This is a genomic window from Geomonas propionica, assembly GCF_016458235.1.
GTDB lineage: Bacteria > Desulfobacterota > Desulfuromonadia > Geobacterales > Geobacteraceae > Geomonas > Geomonas propionica.
In genome coordinates, this window is record NZ_JAEMHK010000003.1 from 90,982 (window position 1) to 111,214 (window position 20,233).

General features: G+C 62.1%; 21 protein-coding genes. 2 read left to right on the forward strand and 19 right to left on the reverse strand.

Annotated features, from left to right (window positions below; translation table 11 throughout):
* From JFN90_RS05065 to JFN90_RS05155, 19 genes are all read right to left on the reverse strand, one after another.
* Positions 1–1,338 carry a penicillin-binding transpeptidase domain-containing protein gene (locus JFN90_RS05065; RefSeq protein WP_199394018.1) on the reverse strand — a complete coding sequence of 446 codons (1,338 nt, stop codon included), beginning with the start codon at positions 1,336–1,338 and terminating at the stop codon, positions 1–3.
* 33 nt (positions 1,339–1,371) lie between these two features.
* Positions 1,372–2,715 carry a YhjD/YihY/BrkB family envelope integrity protein gene (locus tag JFN90_RS05070; RefSeq protein WP_199394019.1) on the reverse strand — a complete coding sequence of 448 codons (1,344 nt, stop codon included), beginning with the start codon at positions 2,713–2,715 and terminating at the stop codon, positions 1,372–1,374.
* A gap of 104 nt (positions 2,716–2,819) precedes the next feature.
* Positions 2,820–3,131 (reverse strand): YtxH domain-containing protein, encoded by a 312-nt coding sequence (locus JFN90_RS05075; RefSeq protein WP_199394020.1) that lies wholly within the window; start codon positions 3,129–3,131, stop codon positions 2,820–2,822.
* Positions 3,132–3,135: 4 nt separating this feature from the next.
* Positions 3,136–3,531 (reverse strand): DUF948 domain-containing protein, encoded by a 396-nt coding sequence (locus tag JFN90_RS05080; RefSeq protein ID WP_199394021.1) that lies wholly within the window; start codon positions 3,529–3,531, stop codon positions 3,136–3,138.
* Positions 3,532–3,639: 108 nt separating this feature from the next.
* Entirely contained in the window at positions 3,640–4,512 is an 873-nt protein-coding gene (locus JFN90_RS05085) for a cytochrome c3 family protein (RefSeq protein ID WP_199394022.1), read from the reverse strand.
* Positions 4,513–4,819: 307 nt separating this feature from the next.
* Positions 4,820–5,638, reverse strand: a complete 819-nt coding sequence (locus tag JFN90_RS05090; RefSeq protein WP_199394023.1) for an ABC transporter substrate-binding protein — start codon at positions 5,636–5,638, stop codon at positions 4,820–4,822.
* 192 nt (positions 5,639–5,830) lie between these two features.
* On the reverse strand, positions 5,831–6,565 hold the full coding sequence (locus tag JFN90_RS05095; protein WP_199394024.1) for an amino acid ABC transporter ATP-binding protein: 735 nt from the start codon (positions 6,563–6,565) through the stop codon (positions 5,831–5,833).
* 119 nt (positions 6,566–6,684) lie between these two features.
* The gene (gene gspN / locus JFN90_RS05100; RefSeq protein ID WP_199394025.1) at positions 6,685–7,521 is read right to left on the reverse strand and encodes a type II secretion system protein GspN; all 837 of its coding nucleotides are present in this window, start codon (positions 7,519–7,521) and stop codon (positions 6,685–6,687) included.
* Positions 7,522–8,064: a dehydroquinate synthase/iron-containing alcohol dehydrogenase family protein gene (locus JFN90_RS05105; RefSeq protein WP_199394026.1), complete on the reverse strand. Its 543-nt coding sequence runs from the start codon at positions 8,062–8,064 to the stop codon at positions 7,522–7,524. It lies immediately after the preceding gene.
* Positions 8,061–9,350, reverse strand: coding sequence for a type II secretion system protein GspL (gene gspL / locus JFN90_RS05110; RefSeq protein ID WP_199394027.1), 1,290 nt, complete (start codon positions 9,348–9,350; stop codon positions 8,061–8,063). Before gspL ends, JFN90_RS05105 begins: the two co-directional genes overlap by 4 nt.
* Positions 9,350–10,273, reverse strand: coding sequence for a type II secretion system minor pseudopilin GspK (gene gspK, locus JFN90_RS05115; protein WP_199394028.1), 924 nt, complete (start codon positions 10,271–10,273; stop codon positions 9,350–9,352). The genes gspL and gspK overlap by 1 nt, the downstream gene beginning before the upstream one ends.
* Positions 10,270–10,896, reverse strand: coding sequence for a type II secretion system protein GspJ (locus JFN90_RS05120; protein WP_199394029.1), 627 nt, complete (start codon positions 10,894–10,896; stop codon positions 10,270–10,272). The genes gspK and JFN90_RS05120 overlap by 4 nt, the downstream gene beginning before the upstream one ends.
* Complete coding sequence (locus JFN90_RS05125) at positions 10,886–11,230, reverse strand: type IV pilus modification PilV family protein (protein ID WP_199394030.1); 345 nt, start codon at positions 11,228–11,230, stop codon at positions 10,886–10,888. The genes JFN90_RS05120 and JFN90_RS05125 overlap by 11 nt, the downstream gene beginning before the upstream one ends.
* A complete protein-coding gene (locus tag JFN90_RS05130; protein WP_199394031.1) occupies positions 11,227–11,748 on the reverse strand; it encodes a prepilin-type N-terminal cleavage/methylation domain-containing protein in 522 nt (173 codons plus the stop codon). Before JFN90_RS05130 ends, JFN90_RS05125 begins: the two co-directional genes overlap by 4 nt.
* A gap of 85 nt (positions 11,749–11,833) precedes the next feature.
* On the reverse strand, positions 11,834–12,277 hold the full coding sequence (gspG, locus tag JFN90_RS05135) for a type II secretion system major pseudopilin GspG (protein ID WP_328755344.1): 444 nt from the start codon (positions 12,275–12,277) through the stop codon (positions 11,834–11,836).
* Between the two features lie 38 nt (positions 12,278–12,315).
* Positions 12,316–13,518, reverse strand: coding sequence for a type II secretion system inner membrane protein GspF (gene gspF, locus JFN90_RS05140; RefSeq protein ID WP_199394032.1), 1,203 nt, complete (start codon positions 13,516–13,518; stop codon positions 12,316–12,318).
* On the reverse strand, positions 13,499–15,061 hold the full coding sequence (gene gspE, locus JFN90_RS05145) for a type II secretion system ATPase GspE (protein WP_199394033.1): 1,563 nt from the start codon (positions 15,059–15,061) through the stop codon (positions 13,499–13,501). The genes gspF and gspE overlap by 20 nt, the downstream gene beginning before the upstream one ends.
* A 16-nt stretch (positions 15,062–15,077) precedes the next feature.
* Positions 15,078–17,003, reverse strand: coding sequence for a type II secretion system secretin GspD (gene gspD, locus JFN90_RS05150; protein WP_407931916.1), 1,926 nt, complete (start codon positions 17,001–17,003; stop codon positions 15,078–15,080).
* Positions 17,004–17,018: 15 nt separating this feature from the next.
* Positions 17,019–17,915, reverse strand: coding sequence for a type II secretion system protein N (locus JFN90_RS05155; RefSeq protein ID WP_199394034.1), 897 nt, complete (start codon positions 17,913–17,915; stop codon positions 17,019–17,021).
* 501 nt (positions 17,916–18,416) lie between these two features.
* Between JFN90_RS05155 and mqnB the strand changes: the two genes are divergently transcribed.
* Both mqnB and JFN90_RS05165 read left to right on the forward strand, forming a co-directional pair.
* Positions 18,417–19,160 (forward strand): futalosine hydrolase, encoded by a 744-nt coding sequence (gene mqnB, locus JFN90_RS05160; RefSeq protein WP_199394035.1) that lies wholly within the window; start codon positions 18,417–18,419, stop codon positions 19,158–19,160.
* Positions 19,161–19,363: 203 nt separating this feature from the next.
* A complete protein-coding gene (locus tag JFN90_RS05165; RefSeq protein ID WP_199394036.1) occupies positions 19,364–20,233 on the forward strand; it encodes a 1,4-dihydroxy-6-naphthoate synthase in 870 nt (289 codons plus the stop codon).

Below are 20,233 nucleotides of genomic sequence, written 5' to 3' on the forward strand. Positions count from 1 at the left end.
CTACCTGAAGAACGCCTCCAGGGCCTGTTCGCCCACGGAGGTCGCCTTGATGCGCCACTTGTTCTCGTTGATGACCAGCGCGGCCAGCGCGATCTGCGGGTCCTCCATCGGGGCATAGGCGGCGAACCAGCTGTAGTGCCCGGCGGGATCGGTACCGTCGATGGAACCGGTCTTGGCGGCGATCCGGACCGAGGCGAGCATCCTTCTCCCCCTGCGGTCGTGGAAGGCGCGACGGGAGGTGCCGCTCTCCACGGTGGTGGCGAGCATGTGCGCCAGGGCGCCGGCTGTCTGCGGCGTCATCACGGTGCGCAGCACCTGCGGCTTCTGGGCGAACACCACGTTCCCCTTGGCGTCGCGGATCTCGCTGGCGAGCGACGGCGCCATCATCACGCCACCGTTGGCCACCGTGGCCATGATGGCGGCGGCATGGAACGGGGAAATCTTGACCTCGCGGTTCAGGCCCGCGCCCATGCGCATCAGTTCGTCGACGGTGCCGGGAACGGGGGCGGTGCTGGCAAAGATCGGCGAGCCGGGGACGATGGCCTGGTTGAAGCCGTACCTGCCGGCGTATAAGAGCAGCGGGTCGCGCCCGACCACTTCGCCGGCCAGGCGGCCGTACACCGGGTTCACCGATTTGCCCATGGCGAGCGACAGCGGCATCTGCTGGTTGCCGCGGCCGGGCCTCACGCGCCAGTATTTCGGGCTCTCCGAGGTGAGCTTGCCGTTGAAGGCGAACATGGTGTCCGGCCCCACCTTCTTCTCTTCCAGGGCCGCCGTGGCGGTGACGATCTTAAACAGCGACGCCATGGGGTAGAGGTGGTAGTTGGCGCCCTTTTCCCATCCCGGTTGGGACGAGGAATGCGAGACGGCGGCGAGGATGCGCCCGGTCTTGGGTTCGAGGGCGACAAAGAGGCCGTAGGGAACCTTGTAGTCGCTGAACAGTTTCTCGATCTTCTTCTGCACCTCTTCATCGATGCCGTAGATCACCTGGCCGCCCTGCGGCAGGGGAGCCGTGAACTTCCCCCCCTGTACCTTGGCGTTGGAGTAGGCGTCGGCGGCAAGTTTGAAGGCGCTGCCCTGGTCGAGCTTGGAAAGGGACACCGCGGCCTGGACTTCAGCCGCTGGTGCGCTCTTGGCGCGGGGAGATCCGAAGAGGGAGATCAGTGGGTAGGAGGCGAGCAAAAGCGCGATGGCGGGCAGGATGATCTTGAGCTTCTGCCTCTGCGGCTTGGTCTCCTCGATCTGCGGAAGAAAGATGTTGCGCCCTTCCTGCGCCTTTGCCTTGCGGAATCGTCTGCTGCGTTTTTTTTCTTTGTCGATGTCTTTTAAATCTTGCATATCCCGCTTCTGGCCGTCAGTTTAATCGGGCCACTATATGTCAACTGCGTCCCCTTTGTCAACGCCGCGGGGGCGCATTTCCGGGAAGGCGAGATCCTTTAGTGTGACCCCTCCCAGCGCGGCCGTTACCGCCTGTTCCGACTCGTCCAAAAGCCCGCAGGCCAGCTCTTCGCCGGCGATGGCGGCCGAGGCGCCGCGCCTTCTCAGCGAGAGGAGTACCTCGGCAATGGAGACCTGGTCCAGATCGCGTGCGGGGTAGTAGCTGCCGCGCCCCTCGCCGGCAATCACGACAAAACCCTCGTCGCGCAGGTGCTCCAGCGTATGGCGCACGATGCGCAGCGGGACCCCCAGCTTCGCGGCCAGGTGGTTTTCTCCCCAGGCCGGTTCGCCGCGGTAGAACGCGTCCGCTATGTGGCGCAGCGCCGCCAGCGCCACCAGTTCCCGCAACTCGTGGCTGATCTCGCGCCCGCGGATGTCGCGCCGGAAGGTACCGCGGTTTTGGTGCGCCGCGACCACTTCCATCCCGAACAGGACGATGATCCAGCTCACGTAGATCCAGACCATAAGGATGGGGAGCGCGGCCAGGGTGCCGTAGATGGCGTTGTAGTTGCCGGCGCCGACCTGGAAGTGGATATAGCCCCACTGCGCGAACTGCCAGAGCGTGCCGGCAAGCACGGCCCCGATCAGCGCCGAATCGAAGCGGACCCGGGTGTTGGGCATGAAGACGTACAGGAGGAAAATGGCGATCCAGACCACGATGTACGGGGTGAGCCCCAGGGTGAACAGGAACAGGTCCCCCAGGTAGGTCCACTCCATGATCCAGCCGGTGAGCCACTTGCTCGACAGCGTGGTGGTGATGCTGGTGGCCGCCAAAAGCAGCAGCGGCGCGCTGATCAGGACGCTTAGGTAGTCGCTGAACTTCCTGTAGAAGGTGCGCGTCTCCGGCACCCCCCAGATCACGTTGAAGGCGTCCTCGATGCTGCCGAGCATGCTGATGGCGGTGAACAAAAGCGCCGCCAGGCCTATGGCGCCCACCGAACCCATATTGGTGTTGCCGATGTAGGAGATGACCCGGTTCACCACCTCCTCGTTGCCGGCGGTCACCTGCTTCAGGATCAGGGGGACCAGGCGGTTCTGGGCGCCCAAACCCTTCAGCACGGAAAAGGCGAGGGCGAGCAGCGGCACCAGGGACAAGAGCGTCGTGAAGGAGAGGGCCGTGGCGCGCAACAGGGCGTTGTTGGCCATGAAGTTGGAGAAGGCGAAGCTCGCGAACTGCAAAAGCCTCAGGCCCTTCCCCTTCGCGCCGCCGATGGCTGCCGGGTCGTACTCCCAGATGAGGCCGGGGGAGAACTTCTTTTTACCGTTACTGTCGTTCATATGCTGTGGCACCACTGCTGCTCGCGGCACTGGGTCCGCCGGGGACCGTACCGGAAAGAAAAAAAGCCCACCTTTGGTGGGCTTTCGTGCTGGGGGACTGGCGCTTAGACCTCGCTCTTCTTTTCCCGTTCCCGCTCCATCGCCTCTTTGCCGGCCTCTATGGCCGAGGAGATGATGTTCTTCTTCTCCAGCACCAGGTCTTTACCGTCCTCGTAGCTGGTCCTGATCTTGTCCTGCGCCTCGCTGGCGTATTCCTTGATCTTGTCGACGGCGTCGTCGGCCAGATCCTTGATCTTGCCGCGCAGCTCTTCGCCGGTATTGGGCGCGAGCAACAGGGCTGCACCTATTCCGACGGCAGCACCGGCCAGGAAGGAAAGCAGCATGGTACCGGTTCCGATATCTTTATCTTTTGACATGGCGTCACCCCCTAATTTTGGATTTGATTATTCTATCAGCAATATACTTGCCTGCAACCTTGGCCCCCGTCATCCAGACCGGGGCGTTGGCCACAATGTCAGTGGCGATGCCTAATACCTTGTTGATCATGCGTATGTTGTGTCCGGCGTGACCGAGCTCGCTCAATAGCATGTTCACGCCATCCGCGTTGGCGGCAGCGGCACCGGTAACGACCTGAACATCAGACACCGTGTCGCGCAGTTCCTTGACCAGCGGCGTCACTTCCTTTTGCAACAGGTCCGCGGCGTCCTGCAGGGCCAGTGCGGCCTTTTTTATTTCAGTGAGGACCGGAACGAGGCACAGCGCCAGTATCACGAGGGTCAGCGCCGTCACTGCCGAGGTTATCTGTAGAAAAAGCATGCGATCCTCCTGGTGCTACGCGAACTGGTTGTCAAAGGGTTGAAAACAGGGGAGGGGCAAAAAGGTCGGGGAGGCCGCTAAGGCCTCCCCGATGCGCTGCAGGAGTAACTACTTCTTCTTGGCCGGTTTGGCCGGAGCTGCCGGCTTGGCCGGGGCTGCAGCCGGAGCTGCTGCCGGGGCTGCTGCGTCACCCCAACGGTTCAGGTCGTGTGCGATGCTGTGGCACTCGCCGCATTTCGGGAATTTCGCCATGATGGCGGCCGGGTGCGGTTTGACGTGGCACTGGGTGCACTGCGGAACCATCTTGTGCTTAGCCTGGTGGCAGTAGACGCAGGCGAGCTTGCTGTGCTTCGCGGTGCTCGAGGTCAGCAGCTTGTAGGCCTTGCTGTGGCAGGCGGCGCAGAATTTCGACGGGGTGTCGGACTTGTAGGTCACGTCAGCCGGCTTGTGGGCCTGGTGGCAGACTTTGCAGTCTTTCTGGACGATCTCGTTGGAGTGCGACTTGTGGCACTGGGTGCAGTCCGGAATACGGCCGTGCACGTTGTGGCAGAAGGAGCAGTTGAGGGCGGAGTGCTTGCTCTTGAAGGAGCGCAGCTGCTCGATCTGGCCGGTATGGCAGGTCAGGCACGGGTCGGTGACGTTGTTGCCGAACTTGATGACCTTCGGAGTATGGGGGTTGGAGTGGCAGCCGAGGCAGCCCTGGAGCTTGAAGTGCGGCTTGCCTTCGTGGCACTGGCTGCACTGCGGGATCGGCTTCTTAACCTTGGGCGGGTGCCCGACGTGACAGTCCTGGCAGGAAACCTCGGTTTTGTGCTTGCCGCCGGCAGCTGCGATATCCTTGGGCGGCTGCTCATGACACTTCACGCAGTCCGCGCTGGTCAGCACCGCCGTAGGTTGTGCAGGACCGGCAGCGGCAGCGGTTCCCACAAATGCGAACAGCGCCAGGGCCGATACAAGGTTGAAAAGTTTTGCTACTCTCATTGCCCCCTCCTTGGTATTAAAACAGAGTTAATTTTAAGCATGGATTTATATAACGTCTTGAGGTGAATTGTCAAGGGTTTAGGCACTAAAGCGGACCCTTTGATCAAGCATCTGTGCCTCACTAACTACAGTCCATCCTGATCGATAACTGCCAAGGTAACATCGGGGGAAACGGTGACAAAGAGAGAGGCGTGGATAAAGAACCAGCATAGCGAGCTTTTACATTGGTTCTCGAACTGAAGTTGGTGATTGTGCGGGGTGTAACAGTGGTGCGGCCTCCCCGGTGATGGGGAGGCCGCAGGGGAGATTACTTGTCAGCGGTGATCTTGAAGGTGCGTCTAAGCGGAGTAGCGGTCTTGGGGCCGAACCACTTCTCGAAGATCTTCTTGGCTTCGCCGTTTTTCTCCATCTCGAGCAGGGTCTTGTTCACGAAGGCAACGAAGTTCTTGTCGTCCTTGCGCATGCCAAGGCCGTAGGGCTCCTCGGAGATCTGCAGGTTGGGGATCTCGAACTTGTTCTTGTTGGGAGCCTTGCCCAGGATGCCGGCGAGGATGGACTCGTCGGTGGTGACTGCCGCGACCTTACCCTGCTGCAGCGCCAGGAAGGCCTGCGGGTAATCGTCGAAGGAGAGCACGGTGGCGGTGGGGATCGCCTTGGCCACGTTCTGCTCCGAGGTGGAGCCTTTGGCAGTGCCGATCTTCTTCCCTTCCAGGTCCTTCAGGCTCTTAACCGCTCCCTTCTTGGTGATGAACTTTTGCCCGGTCAGGAAGTAGGTGTGGCTGAAGTCGATCTGCTTGGCGCGCTCCGGGTTTTTGGTCATGGTGGCGGCGATGATGTCGATGTTGCCTTCCATGAGCTGCGGCATGCGCGAAGCAGAGGTGACCGGCTTCAGTTCCAGCTTCACGCCCAGTTTCTTGGCGATGTACTTGCAGAAATCGATGTCGTAGCCGACGATCTCGCGGGTCTTCTCGTCCACGTAGCCAAACGGGGGGAGCGAGTCCTTCACCCCTGCCACGAGGACCCCTTTCTTCTTCACTTCGGCCAGGGTGTCCCCGGCTGCCAGCGCGGCGTGAGCCATGATGCCAACCAGGGCAAAAGCAGCAAACAGCGTCCACAGTTTCTTCATCAGTGTTCCTCCTTGGGAATTGAATAAAATCCGTTCTACGTTCTATGTTCTACGATCTAGGTTGGAAAAGCCTACGGGATTATAGCAAAGCTTGCTATCTCTGCATCTCTGACTGGAAAAAAAGTTACAGATGGAAACAGCCGGTGCTCAACGTAGAACTTAGAACACAGAACATAGAACGGCCGTCTGGTTTTAGTGCATGGGAGAGAGTAGCTGTTTCAGGAACTGCTGCGCGCGTTCGTGTTGCGGGTTCTTGAAGAACTGTTCGGGAGCGGCCTGCTCCAGTATGGTCCCCTGGTCCATGAAGACGACCCGGTGGGCAACCTCACGGGCGAAACCCATCTCGTGGGTGACCACGACCATGGTCATGCCGCTTAGGGCCAGCTTCTGCATGACGTCGAGCACCTCGCCGATCATCTCGGGGTCGAGCGCTGAGGTGGGCTCGTCGAAAAGCATGATGCGCGGCTTCATGGCGAGCGCCCGCGCGATGGCGACGCGCTGCTGCTGACCGCCGGAGAGTTGCGCGGGGTAGGCGTCCCGCTTCTCGGCGAGGCCGACCCGCTCCAGTAGCGCCATGGCCTGTTCCTGCGCCTGCGCTTTCGGGGTATTCCGGATCTTGATGGGGGCCAGGGTGATGTTGGCGAGTACTGAGAGGTGAGGGTAGAGATTGAACTGCTGAAAGACGAAGCCAACCTCGGCGCGCAGCTTGTTGATGTCGAGCTTCTTGTCGCTCAAGTCTTTGCCGTCGACGATGAGCGTCCCCTGGTCGATCGGCTCAAGCTGGTTCACGGTCCGGATCAGGGTGGACTTGCCGCTGCCGGAGGGGCCACATACCACCAGCACCTCCCCCGGTTTCACGTGCATGTTGATGTCGTTCAGCACGTGCAGCTTCTTGAACCACTTGTGGACGCCTCGGAATTCGATCATGGGTTGCTCCCGCTCGGTTAAGACCTGCGCGACCGCGCTCTCATTACCTTCATCTTAAGTAACGGATGCGACAAATGCAACCCAATTTTCGATATTTTCAAAACCGCGTTTTGACGAAGCTATAAGGAGGGATGCGCCAGGGTGCCGCCGATGGGGATCTTGAAGGCGCCGGGGGAACTCTGGTACTTGGTGAGCAGTAAAAACACGAACTTCTGGCGCTCCAGGAAGGATGGCTTGGGCATCATCTCCATGGTCAGGTTGAGCGGCGAGGCCCCGACCGGGTTGCCGAGCACGGTGTCGCCGGAGAGGCGAACGTAGATGCCGTCGCCGTTTAAGGTAAAGCTTTTTAAAACGGCGCGCCTCTTGTCGATCTTAAGGACGCCGCGCACCTCGCGGTAGGCCGCGTCAGGAAGCGGCATGGAGCCGATCTTCACCCCGGCTACCTCGGCGGCGCGCACCTCCAGCTGCAGGTCGCCGCTGCCCCCTGTCTTGTTCGTCTCCATCTTACCGTTGAGCTTCAGCTCTCCCCGCACCTTGGCCTCGGCGACGGTGCTGAAGAAGGGGATGTCTTCGAGCCGCACGCCGCGGCACTGCATGCTCCACCCTTGGGCCTTGCCGAGGTCGAGTTCCCCCTGCGCCACCCCGGCGCCGATGCCGCAGCGGTAGGCGAGTCGGGCCTTGCCGGTCAATAGCGGCAGGAGCTCCAGCCGTACTTTCACCTGGTTTAGCGCCAGAAGGGCGCCTTTGGCGGTGCCGAGTTCAACCTTGTCCGCCTTGACGCCCAGCGGGAAGCTCTTGCCGAAGCCGGTGCACTCCAGGGTGTACCCCGCGTTTTCGGCCGCCCGCACCAAGACCCCCTTGATGGCGTGGTTCGGGGTGAACAGGAGCGTCAGCAGCAGGAACAAAAGCAGTGCGGCGGGAATGCCGCAGGCAAGGTAAAGGGTACGTCTGTTCATCTATTTCCCCGCCGGTGCCGGCTTGATGAGGGCAATGGTGAGATTGACGTCGAGCTTGGACGGATCGTCGAACCTCTGCTTGATGAGCGCCTTCTTGACCGTCACCGGCCGCGCCCCTTTTTCCAGACGGTAGATCAGGTTGACCGCTTCGTTGGCGGAGAGTCCTTCCATACGCAGTTCGGCCGCATCCTCGACGTACCCGGGGATGTCATCCCCCTTGACCGACTTGATCTGGCTGGCGCGTCCCTTGATGCCGATCTCCTCCACGATCTTGGCCGGCGAGTCATCCGGTTTGGTGGCCATGAGCCGGTTGGCCAGACGCTGGGCGCCCTGGTTCGCCTCCTGGTAACGGAGCTTCAGGCGCATCATCTCCGCGATGTCGGCCTCGCGCGCGCCGCGTTTCTTTTCGAGGGCCGCGATCCTGCTGTTGGCGGCGGAAAGGAGCACCAGGATGGCCAGCACCACGGCGACGGCGACGCCGATGCGCTGCCGGGTGCGCTGGTCCAGCCCCTGCAAGCGGGTGATCATCTCTTCGCGGTTCATCGAGTCACCCCCTTCATCTTGCCGCTCAGGGTGAAGGTCACGCTGCCGTCGGGACGGGACTTGGTCTCACCCACTTCGGCACCCTCCAGGATCGCGGCGGAACGCCCTTTCAGGTCGTTGGCCGCCTGCGCGCTCTTCGCGTCACCCTTCAGGCGCACATCGGAACCGGTCACTTCGGTTTCGTAGATGCCGAACACATCCTCCCCCTTGACCAGGGCCACGTCGCTCAAAAGCTTCAGTACGTTACTGGAAGTTTTGGCGCCTTCCAGTCGCTTGATCTCGGAGCGTAGTTCCGCCACCTCGTCGACCGCCTTCTTCCGCGTCGGGAACACTTCCTTGTAGATGCCGGTGATGGTGCGGTCCAGGGAGGCGAGGTCGCGTTTCACGAGGTAGTAGCGCACGCCGCTTTCGGCGAAGATGAGGAGCACCAGGGCGGCGGCGAGTATCATGCTCACCTTGAGACGCTGGTACAGCTTTTCGGTCGCCGCCGTGTAGGCCAACGGGCCGCGGCGCAGGTTGACTGCGGAATTATCCGCCACCGCCGCCGCCAGCGCGTAGGCGCCGGCCAGGTCGTGTGCCGCGCGCGGGTCGTCGCCGAAGGCTTCCAAGAGGGCCCTGGTGGCGGGGGATACGGTGGCTGCTTCCTGCTTTCCCGGGGTATGCGAGATCACCCGTTCCACGCGCAGGTTGCGGGACAGCTCCAGGGCGGCAACGGTGCGCTGTAGGTCAGCATCGGTGGCGTTGGGGGGGAGGGCACGGAAGTAGATGGGGGCTCCATCGCTGTAGGCCGCCAGTGCCTCGCCGTCACTCACCGCAACGGTACCGGCGGTGGGCGCCAGCTTGTCCCAGTGGAACAGGGACGCCGTCACCACTTCCGGCTCCAGCCCGGCGTTCTTGAGGAGTTCGATCTTCTCCGAAAGTTCCTGGACCCTGCCCCATACCGCCAGCACCTTGCCGCTCGAAAGGGGCAGGGCATCGAAGGCGAGTTGGTCGGTATCGAGGGCGGTCTCCCCTTTCAACTCCAGCGGGAGGAGTTCGCGCACCTTGGCGCGGTCGCTGATGGGGAGCTCCAACTCCCTCATGAACAGCGAGGAGGGGGGGAGGGCGAGAACCACCCGGTGTTCCCCCGCTGCCAGCGAGCTTGCGCCCAGGATGCGGGAGAGTTCCCCCTCCTCACCCAGAAGCGAGTGCCGTTCGGCGGAGAGGAAGGTCGCTCCACCTTTCTTGGCTCTAAAACCGGCCAGGACCAGCTCGGTCCTTTTCAGTTGTACGATCAGCATGTCCATCAATATTCTCTCCAGTAAAGGATTTTAGGAGACGTGATGCTCTGGGACGTGTCGACCACGGCCTCTGTCACCGCGATACTTTCTCCAACCCTTCCTTCCGAACGAATTCTGTAAATGCTTCCCATGTAACAAACTCTTTGGAAAAAGGCTTGCAGTCTTTCCATGCCGGCGATGGAGGGCAGGTCGCCCTCAATGATCGCCCGCTCTTTTCTGTAATCGATTATCCTTTGTGCCCGATCTTCAGTCATCATGTCGTCCAGCACAAGGAGCACGTCTTTAGAGGCTGTGTTCACGTTCACTTTGGCAACTTGTTCGTTGCTGTAAACCGTCACGTAGGGGCGCAGCTTCGCCAGTGCTTCAGGCGTGAACCCCTTTACCAGTGCCAGTTCTTCCACTGTTTCCAGCTTGCTGTTCTTCGCAGCATAGGGGGGCTTGAGGTTATGGTAGTAACTGCTCTCGGCCCCGCCCGGGTTAGGAAATTCGTTTTCGTCTACCCAGTCAAGGAGTGAGTCCGCGAGGTCGGAACCCAGCTTCAATCTCGTGAGCAGGCGCACCATGATGTCGGTTCGTTCATTGGGTTTGCCGTTTTGCGTAGTGGCGTCGTTGATGTTGAGCTTCCCGTTTTCCTCCTCGATGCTTATCGTCAACAATCCGCCGTCAGTCTCCATCGTTTGAGGGGTGGCCCATGGCTCCAACAGGGACGTGTATTTCTGCCCTTGCCTCTTCATGTTGGACACCTGTAGGATCTTGAGGCCGCCAGCGATGCCGGATTCGGCCAGGATGCCCGCCTGCTGCGACGCCACGAAGTTGTGGCTGTGCGAGGTGTCGACGTAGACCTCATTGACGAACTCGGCCAGGAGCGCCACGAGGAGCGTGGTCACGATGAGGGCGATGACGAGGGCGAACCCCTTTTCACTCCTCATTCGCTAAGCCTCTGTGCGGCAATGGTGCTGAGCACCTCCCCCCCCTTAAGCGTGACGGTCACCCTTACCTGTTTGGGCACGAATGAGTTCATCGGGATGCCGTTAACTTTGCCGGTGTCCCACACCTTTACCCACTTGCCTCCATCCCAGCATTCGACAAGGAAGCCCTCTATCTGGTCGATAACAGGATAGGGCGTGGACTTCACGCTGACATCGAGGTACGGGGAGCGGGATTCTCGCATTAACGTCAGGCGCTGCCCGTCATCCTGTTCCCGTACGAAGTAATCTACAAGCACTACATCGGAGGCCGGAGCAGAGTCAATACGGGGAGCTGCCAGTGTGGTGAATGCCAACCGAGACTTAGGCTTCCCGTAGCTGTCCTGATTCTCGACGACGAAGAGCAGCCGTTCGTTCTTTTTGTTGAAGAAGCACGATGCCAGCTCGTTGTGCAGCTTCCCCAGCGTCGTCGAGATCTCGCGGCGCTCCTCCATTCGGATGCCGCCCTTCTCGCGGGCCGCCACCACCGAGAAATAGGTGCCGTACAGGGCGCCAGCGAGGATCACCAGGAGCGCCAGGGCGATCAGGAGCTCTATCAGGGTGAAGCCCCTGTCGTTATTGCACATTTTGCGGTGCGTATTGCACGAGGGAGAGCCTCTTGCTGTCGTTGTTCCAGGTGACGGTGAGCCGGATCATGTTCAGCCCGGGGATCTCGGTCTTGGTAATCTCGCGCTCCCATTTGTGATCGGGATGGTCAGGGGCGAAGTCCCCTTTGTTGTCGGCCTTCTTGGCAAACTCGGGATCTTCCAGCTTGGCACGCCCGAGGAGCACCGCCCTGGTCTCTTCCGTGTCCTCCGAGATCCTGGCCAGGTGGTGGTTCACCGAGGAGATCACGGTCAAAAGCACCCCGGCCGTGATGGCGAGTGCGATCATGACTTCCAGGAGCGTGAAGCCTCTCAAGAGCCCACCTCCTGGTAACCGTCCTGCACCGTCACCTTGCCGCCGGAAGGGTTCGCGATCACGGTGTAATGTTTCTCCCCGCCCTTTAGGTGGATGATGATCCCGTCCGCCACTCCGCCCGGTCCGAAGGGCACAATCACCTCACCCTCCGTCACCAAGCCGAGCGTTGGCACGTTCACGTCCTCGATGTCGATCCCTTCTTCAATCAGACGCCTCCCCATGAACTGGTCCCCAGGCTGCAACTCTTCTCCGGAGGGGGAGACCTCGGTGATGCGGGTGGTGTTTTCGCCCAGGTGCAGGTGCAGACGGTAGACCTTCTTGGTGATGATGGCTTGGTCGTTCAGGAACCTGAGGCCGCTGGCCAGGTTGCGTGCCGAGCTCTTGAGCCGGGTTCCCTCAGGTTCCGGGAGCCGGGGCAGCACGATTCCGGCCGCCAGGGCGATGATGAAGATCACCACCATCAGCTCCAGCAGGGTGAAGCCGGCTTGGTCGCGGTCTTCGTTTTTGCCTTTACTCATCGGTCCCAAACAGGTCTTTCCTCTTGCGCACCATGGGCTGGGCGAATGATTATTCGCCCCTACAGGCGTGGCCACTCCTCGCAGCCTATTTCATGCTCCAGCTTTCGATGTCGGCGTTCTTGCCTTCGCCGCCGCGGGCGCCGTCCGCGCCGTAGGAGGAGAGGTCGTAGTCGCCGTGCTCGCCGGGGGAGAGATAGATGTAGTCGTTGCCCCAGGGATCCTTGGGGATGTTCTTGTTCTCCAGGTACCCTTCAGCCTTGTAGTTATTGGGGATCTTTCCCGTGGTCGGCTTGGTTACCAGCGCCTGCAGCCCCTGCTCGGTGGAGGGGAAGTTGCCGCTGTCCAGCTTGTAGAGCTTCAGCGCGGTCTCGATGTTCCTGATCTGCACCTTGGCGTCGGCCACTTTGGCGTCGTCGCTACGGCCGATGATCTTCGGTCCGACCAGGACGGCCAGGAGGCTCAGGATGACGATGACCACCATCAGTTCGATCAGGGTGAAGCCGCGGCTGTCTTTCATTGTCTTCAGCATGGGTGGACCTCCCAAAAAATGGAATGGAATCAATTCAGTTATTTGACCAGCTGGTTCAGTTGCATGATGGGGAGCAGGACGGCGATGACCATGAAGCCGATGGTGAGGCCCATGCCGAGAATCAGCATCGGCTCGAACAGCGCCATGGACCGGGTCACCTGCGCGTTGAACTCCTTCTGGAACGCGTCGCCGGCCTTGATCAGCATGGCGTCCAGCTCGCCGCTTTTTTCCCCCACGGCGGTCATGTGGGTCAAAAGCGGCGGAAAGAGCGGGCTCGTTTTCAGCGCGGCGGAGAGGCTTCCCCCCTGGATCAGCGACTCGCGCGCCCCGGCCAGGAACGACTTGTACTCGCGGTTCACCACGGCCTCGCCGGTGATCTCCATGGCCTTGATAATGGGGACCCCGCTTTGCAGCAAGAGCCCGAGCACCTTGGCGAAACGGGATAGCACCAGGCGCCGCCAGAGCTGGCCGGCCATGGGGAGGCCCAGGAGGAACCGGTCGCGCTTGTGCAGGAACTCCTCGTTGGTCTTTGCCCGCTTCCAGGCCGCGACGGCACCGAAGGCCACCGCGCCCATAATCCACCATCCCTTCCGTACCGCGGTGCTCGCCTTGATCAGAAGAACGGTGACCAGGGGCAGCGTCGCCTTGTTGCTCTCGAAGACGGCGGAGATCTTGGGGACCACGAACCCAAGGAGCACCATCATGACGCCGATCCCTACCACCACCATGATGGCGGGGTAGATGAGGGCGGTGATGACCCGGCTTCTCACCTCGGCCTGGTCCTCCTGGAACTCGGCCAGACGCTCCAGGACTACCTCAAGCGCGCCGCTCGCCTCGCCGGCGGCGACCATGCCGACGTAGCTCTCGGAAAAGACCTGCGGCTCGGCGGCCAATGCCTGCGCCAGTCCCTGCCCTTCGGCGAGTCGATCCCGCACCCGCCCGAGCACCCGCTTCAGCTCGCCCGGCGCCTCCTGTTCCCAGAGGGTTGCGACCGCCTCGTACACCGGCACCGCGCTCCCAAGGAGGGTGGCGAGCCTTCTCGTGGCGAGGGAAAGATCGGGGACGCTGACGCCGGATCTGAGCGCCCAGCGCGAGCCGGCTTCGGCTGCGGGGGCGATCTCCTTGGCGAATAGCCCCTTCTGCTTCAACTGCAGCCGCGCCTCGGTCTCGCTGGCGGCGTCCACCGTCCCGGCGACTTCGGCCCCCTTCTGGTTGAATGCGCTATAGCGAAAGGTCGGCATAGTCGTCCTGGGTTACCCTCAGGACCTCCTCGATGGTGGTAAGCCCCTGTGCCGCTTTCATCAGGCCGTCCTCGCGCAGGGTACGCATTCCCTTGGAGACGGCGTATTCCTTGATGGCGCCGGACGAGGCCTGGCGGATGATCATGGAGCAGAGCTCGGCGTCGATGGGAAGGAGTTCGTAGATTCCCATCCGCCCCATGGTCCCGAGGTTGAAGCACTTGTCGCAGCCGCGGCCGCGATAGAGGACCGGCGGCAGTTCAACGCCGGGGTAGCTGCGGTCCGGGGTGTAGGACTCTTTGCAGTGCGGGCAGATGACGCGTACCAGGCGCTGCGCCAGCACCGCGGAGAGCGACGAGGCGACCATGAAGGGTTCGATCCCCATGTCGACCAGGCGCGTCACGGCTGTGGCTGCGTCGTTGGTGTGCAGGGTCGAGAGCACCAGGTGGCCGGTGAGCGAGGCCTGCATGGCGATCTCGGCGGTCTCGGCGTCGCGGATCTCGCCGATCATGACGATGTCCGGGTCCTGCCTGAGTATCGAGCGGAGCCCGTTAGCGAAGGTCAGGTCGATCTTCGGGTTCACCTGGATCTGGCCCACCCCTTTCAACTGGTACTCGATCGGGTCCTCGACCGTGATGATGTTCTTCTCCGGCGAGTTGATCTGGGACAGCGCCGCGTAGAGGGTCGTGGTCTTGCCGCTGCCGGTCGGGCCGGTGACCAGGATGATGCCGCTCGTGCGCGACAAAAGCCGCTCCATGAGGAGGTCGTTCTTGTCCGAGAGCCCGATCTCCTTCAGGGAAAGGACGCCGCGCTGCTTGTCCAATAGCCTTAAGACCACGCGCTCGCCGAAGAAGGTCGGGATGAGGGAGACGCGGATGTCGACGTCGCGGCCAGCCACCTTGACGCGGATGCGGCCGTCCTGCGGCAGCCTCTTCTCGGCGATGTTCAGGCCGGACATGATCTTGACGCGGGAGGTGAGCGCCTCCTGGATCACCTTCGGGGGGGAGAGCATCTTGTAGAGCAGGCCGTCGATCCGGAAGCGGACCTCGAGCTCGCGCTCGAAGGGCTCGATGTGGATGTCGCTGGCGCGCTCCTTGACCGCCTGGAACAGGATCGAGTTCAACAGCCGGATCACCGGCGCCTCGTCGGTCAACTCCATCAGGTCGCGTGGTTCGTTGAACGAGGTGGCGAGAGTGGAGAGTTCCTCGCCCTCGAGCTCCTCGACCACTTCCTGCGCCGATCCGGAGAGGCGGGAGTAGAGGCGGTTGACCGCGTCGATCAAGACCGGCTGGGGCACCACCACGGTGGAGACCGGGAGCTGGAACAGCCCCGCCATCTCGTCCACGGCAAGGAGGTTGGCCGGGTCGGCGCTGGCGGCGATCACCGTCCCGCCTTCTTCGCGCAGCGGCAAAATGAGGTTGTTGCGGGCGAAGTTGAGCGGCACCCGGGTCACCAGCGAGCCGTCCACCTTGGAATCGTCGATCTCGGCCTGGAAGGGGAGGCCGAGACGTTCCGCTATGCCTTCTATGTCAAGCGTTTCTGCCATGGGAATTTGTCCGCCGTTACTGGTTGCGAATTTCGGGCTTGTCCGCCGTCACCGACTTGGGTTTTTCTTCGAGGGCGCGCTCCAGGTTGAAGGGAGCGTTGTTCTTCACGGCCTCGGAGAAGTTGTTCCTCTGGGTCACCGATACCTCGGCCAGGTCGCGCGCGTCCTTGATGATGCGCGGTGTGAGCATGATCAACAGGTTGGTCTTGTCCCTTTTGGTGCTCTTGGTCTTGAAGAGCCAGCCCAGGCCCGGGATATCGCCCAAGAAGGGGACCTTGCTCTCGGTCTCCTGGTCGGTGTCCTGGATCAGGCCGCCGATCAGCACGGTGTCGGTATTTTTCACCACCACCGAGGTCTTGGCGGAGCGCTTGGTGCTGCCGAGGCTCGGGTCGGTCGCGGTGCCGAAATTCTTCACCGCCGAGATCTCCTGGTAGATGTCGAGTTTGACGTACTCACCCTCGCTGATCTGGGGCTTGATCTTCAGGATGATACCGGTGTCCTTCCGCTCGATGGACTGGAGGGTGCTGATCGACGTAGAAGTGGTTCCCGAGACGAAGGGGACGCTTTCGCCCACGAATATCTCGGCTTCCTTGTTGTCGCTGGTCATGATGTTGGGCGTGGAGAGGACGTTGAGGGCGCCGTTGGTCTGCAGCGCCTGCAGTATCACGGGGACGTTTAACTTGCCAAAGGTCACATCCATGCCCAGCTGTTTGGCTGCGGCCGCCGTGGTGGTGAGGCCGGCCACGGTGCCGAAGGGGTCGAAGGTGCCGACGGTGGCCACGGTGCCGTTGGAGGCGGCGCCGATGACGCCGATCTGTACCCCGAGGTCCTTGGCCCGGTTTACCGAGACCTCTGCGATCATCGCCTGCACGAACACCTGGCGGCTTCTTCTGTCCAGCTTCTGGATCACCTGCAGGAGGTTCTGGTAGTCGGTCGGGGAGGCCATGATCACCAGCGAGTTGGTGGACTTGTCCGGGGTGATGGTGATCTTGCCCCCCTCGAAGACAGCCTGCTGCGGTGCCGCCGCGGTGCCCGGAGCGGCGGGAGCCGCGGTCGAGGTCCCTTTGACCAGCCCTTCCAGCACCTTGGCCACCTCGGCCGCCTCGGCGTTTTCCAGGTAATAGACGTTCACCTTGCTGCTGGTGGTGGGGGGGACCACGTCGACCAGTGCGATCAGCTTTTTGATGTCGGCCTTGTCCTTGTCGGAGCCGAAGATGATCAGGGCGTTCAGCCTGGCGTCGGCGACCACGGGGACGTTACCGGCCGAGGGCATTGCGCCGGCTGCGGTCTTGCCGCTTTGCTTGCCGGAGAGCCAGTCCTTGACGAGGGTCGCCACGCTGTCAGCCGCGGCGTTCTTCAGGAACACCAGCTCGGCCCCCTCGCGCACCTGGTCGGTATCGATGTACTTGAGGATGCCCAGGATCTTCTGGATGTTGTAGGCGGAATCGACCACGAGGATCAGGTTGGCGGCGCCGAAGGCGGAGATCTGCCCGTCCTTGGAGACCAGCGGTTGCAGGAAGGTAACCGCGTCCTGGGGGGGGATGTGCTCCAGTTGGATCACCCGCGCCTGGTAGCTGTCGTTGACGACACCTTTCTCGCCGTCGCTCAGGACCTTCATGCCGGCCTGTTTCGCGGCCGCGGTCGGGACGATCTTCATCACCTTACCCGCCGGGATGACGGTGAAACCTTTGAGCTCCAGCACCGAGGTGAAGACGTTGTACGCCTCCTCGTTGGAGAGCTTCGCCGGGGAGAACACGGAGATCTTCCCCTTGACCCGGTCGTCCATGATGAAGTTCTTGCCGGTGAGGTCGCTGACGAACTTCACCATGGTGGCGATGTCCACGTCGGTGAAGTTGAGCACCACGCCCTTGGCGAAGACCAGCGTCGGGGCGGCGACCAGGAACATGAGCATGGCTGTGATGCGCGCAACTCTTCTTTTCAAAGCAACCCCCTGCCTTTATCTAATGTCGTAATTGAATGTGGTGGGACGGCCGTCGCGGATCAGGTCGAGCTTGATCCGGCTCTGCCCCTTGAGCGAGGCGAAGGACTGGATCGCCTTCTCGGGTGAGTCGATGGGGAAGTCGTTCATCCTCAACAGGACGTCGCCGTTTTTGATGCCGACGGTCCCGAAGATCCCCTGCGGCTTCACCTCGGAGGCACGGAAACCTTCGACCTTCCCGTCTTTTATGCTGGGGAGCAGGCGCGCGTCGGTCATGGCCTGCCCGATGTTGTCCAGTGCGGCGTTCAGCGCGCGCTGGTCGATGACGTAATTGCCTGCTCCGGTCGTAGCGGCCATGCCGCCACCGGGGACCACAGTGGGCGCTACCACTGGAGTAACCGCCGCCTCGGCCGCGGCGGCCATCGGGGTGAGGATCTTGATCCGCTTGCCGCCGACCAGAATCTCGGCCACGTCCTTCTTCACGGAAACCAGCGGCCCCGCCGAGAACACGGTGTCCCCCAGCTTGAAGACCCGCTCCTCGTGGCTTGAATTCTTAAGCACCAGGGCGAAGGTCTCGCGGAAGGAGCCGACCGCCGTCCCCAGGAGGACCAGGTCTCCGACCGCCGCCGGTGGGGGCGCCACGGCCGCGGGGCCCGCGGCCGCCTGCTGCTGCAGAGGGGTGAGTTTTCCCTGGGTCGCCTTGCCGAACAGCCCCCGCTCCAGGATGGGCGCGAAGCTCAACAGGTCCTGGCTTCCCGCCGGCGTTGCCGCAGCCTGTGCCGCGACCTGCTTCTGCGCGTTCCTGGGATACAGTGCGGCGATCTTGACGCTCAGCAAATCGGCTGCGATGAGCGCCGCGACTGCGGTGATGGCGAGGCCAAGAGTGAGGTTCAGGGAGAGAATCCAGCGCGGCATGAAAGACCCTTCTTTGCGAGTAGTTGGAACGGAGCGAATATATTAGATGCCTCTGACATATGCAACAAAAAAGGGGGTCAGGGTACCCCGGTTTCGGGCATACCGGCGGCTCCCTTTTCCCCCTCTGTCGATGGCCTTGGTAGCACCAGGCTCAGGGGCCACCGTCACGACGGCTCACGAGGGGAGACAGGATAATGAGAGCCTACGGTACCCTTGCCTTAATCAAGCGCCACCATTATCAGCAAAAGCTGTGCCGCCGCTTCTGGAGCGAAGATACGGGAGCGATTGTAGCAGATGAGGCATGATTTGCCGCACTTTTTTCCAATGAAGATGTCGGGCGCCTGGTGGTGCGGTGGTTCCGATCCCAAGGAACATGACCAGGACGGGCCATTTTTTTTGACAGACGACGGTAATTTGACGCGATGGGCGGCGCGACAGTCGTTGAGTCGGCTTCTTCGCTGTGGTACACTCGCGCACCAAAAACTGTGCAGGGAGCAGCATATGAGCCGCATCATCGTCACCGCATCGACCCGGATGGAACTCTCCGAATTGCTGGTCGCAACCTCGGCCTCGGCGCTGCCGGGTGGGGGGCACCTGCCCCTGCATCGGGCGGACCTAAGGGGGGCTGAAATCATCTTCGCCCTCACCGGGCTCGGCAAGGTGAACGCTGCCAGTGCGGCCACCCTCCTTTGCGAGCGCTACGCCCCGGACCTTATGGTGAATACCGGCTGCGGCGGCGCCTTTGCCGGCTCCGGCCTCACCGTGGGCGACCTCGCCGTCGCCGACAGCGAGTGCCTCGCCGACGAAGGGGTGCAGACCCCAACGGGATGGCGCGGGCTCGACCTGATCGGCATCCCGGTCTACGAGGGAAGGGGAGAGCGGCTCTTCAACCGCATCCCGCTCGACCTGGAGGTTGCCCGCCGCGCCCTCGATTGCGCGATGACCGGCGGCTTCAAGGCCGTCATGGGGCCCTTTCTCACCGTTTCCACCTGTTCCGGGACCGCCCGGCAAGGGGAGGAACTGCTGCGGCGTTTCCCCGGGGTCTGCGAGAACATGGAAGGGGCCGCCGTGGCGCAGGTGGCGCTCATGTACGGCATCCCCTGCCTCGAGGTGCGCGGCATCAGCAACATGGTGGAGGACCGGGACCTGTCGCGCTGGGAGCTGAAACGCGCGCTGGGCGAGGTGCAGCGCTTCCTGGCCGGTCACCTCGAGCAGCTGGCGGACAAAACTCCCGGCACACCCTGAATGAAGTTTCAGTAGCTCTCTCCTGGCTCACTCTAAGGAATCTTCCCGTCAGAACTTCCAATTGTACTATGTTAAATTCGTTAACCTTTTCTTGCACGGCGGGGCCGCTGACTGTATATTGGTGAGTCTTAAACACGCCGCTCCGCCGTTGGGGGCGCCCGCAGCCGTACTGCTGCCGCTGTAAATAGGAGTAATAGCAACACATGAATACAGCAATGTCAGAGAAACAAGATTCCGAGCCGGGGTCGGTGCTGTCACTCGGCTTTTCACCGTGTCCCAACGATACCTTCATCTTTGACGCCTTGATCCACGGGCGCGTCGACTGCGGCTTCCGGTTCCGGGAGCAGTTGGAGGATGTGGAGACTCTGAACCGGATGGCGCTCGAGTCGGTGCTCGACGTCTCCAAGGTTTCCTACCACCTCCTGGGGCACATCCTGAAGGACTACCTCCTGCTCAGAAGCGGGGGCGCCCTGGGGCGCGGTTGCGGTCCGCTGGTGGTGGCGCGCGACCAGATCGACCCCGGCACCCTGGCGGGTGGGCGGGTCGCCCTTCCCGGGCGCTACACCACGGCCGCGCTGCTGCTGCGGCTCTTCAACCCCTCCCTGACCGATTTCGTCTATCTCCCCTTTCACGAGATCATGGCTGCGGTGGCCGATGGTTCGGTGACGGCGGGGGTGATTATCCACGAGTCCCGCTTCACCTTCCAGGAGTACGGCCTGCACAAGGTGGTCGACCTCGGTGAGTGGTGGGAGCGCGAAACCGGCCACCCAATCCCCCTGGGCGGGATCGCCGCCAAGCGCTCGCTGGGGAGGAGCGCGCTGTTGCGGCTCGAGCAGGGGATAGCGGACAGCGTCGAATACGCCTTCGCACACCCCGGCGAGGCCCGTCCCTACATCCGCGCCCATTCCCAGGAGATGAGCGACGAGGTGTGCGACGCCCACATCGGGCTCTACGTGAACGATTTCTCCCGCGGCCTGGGCAACGAAGGTGAAGCGGCGGTGCGCCTGCTGTTGGGGCGGGCGGCAGCGGCGGGGATCATCCCCCCCTGGCAGGAACCGCTGCTCATTTCCTGA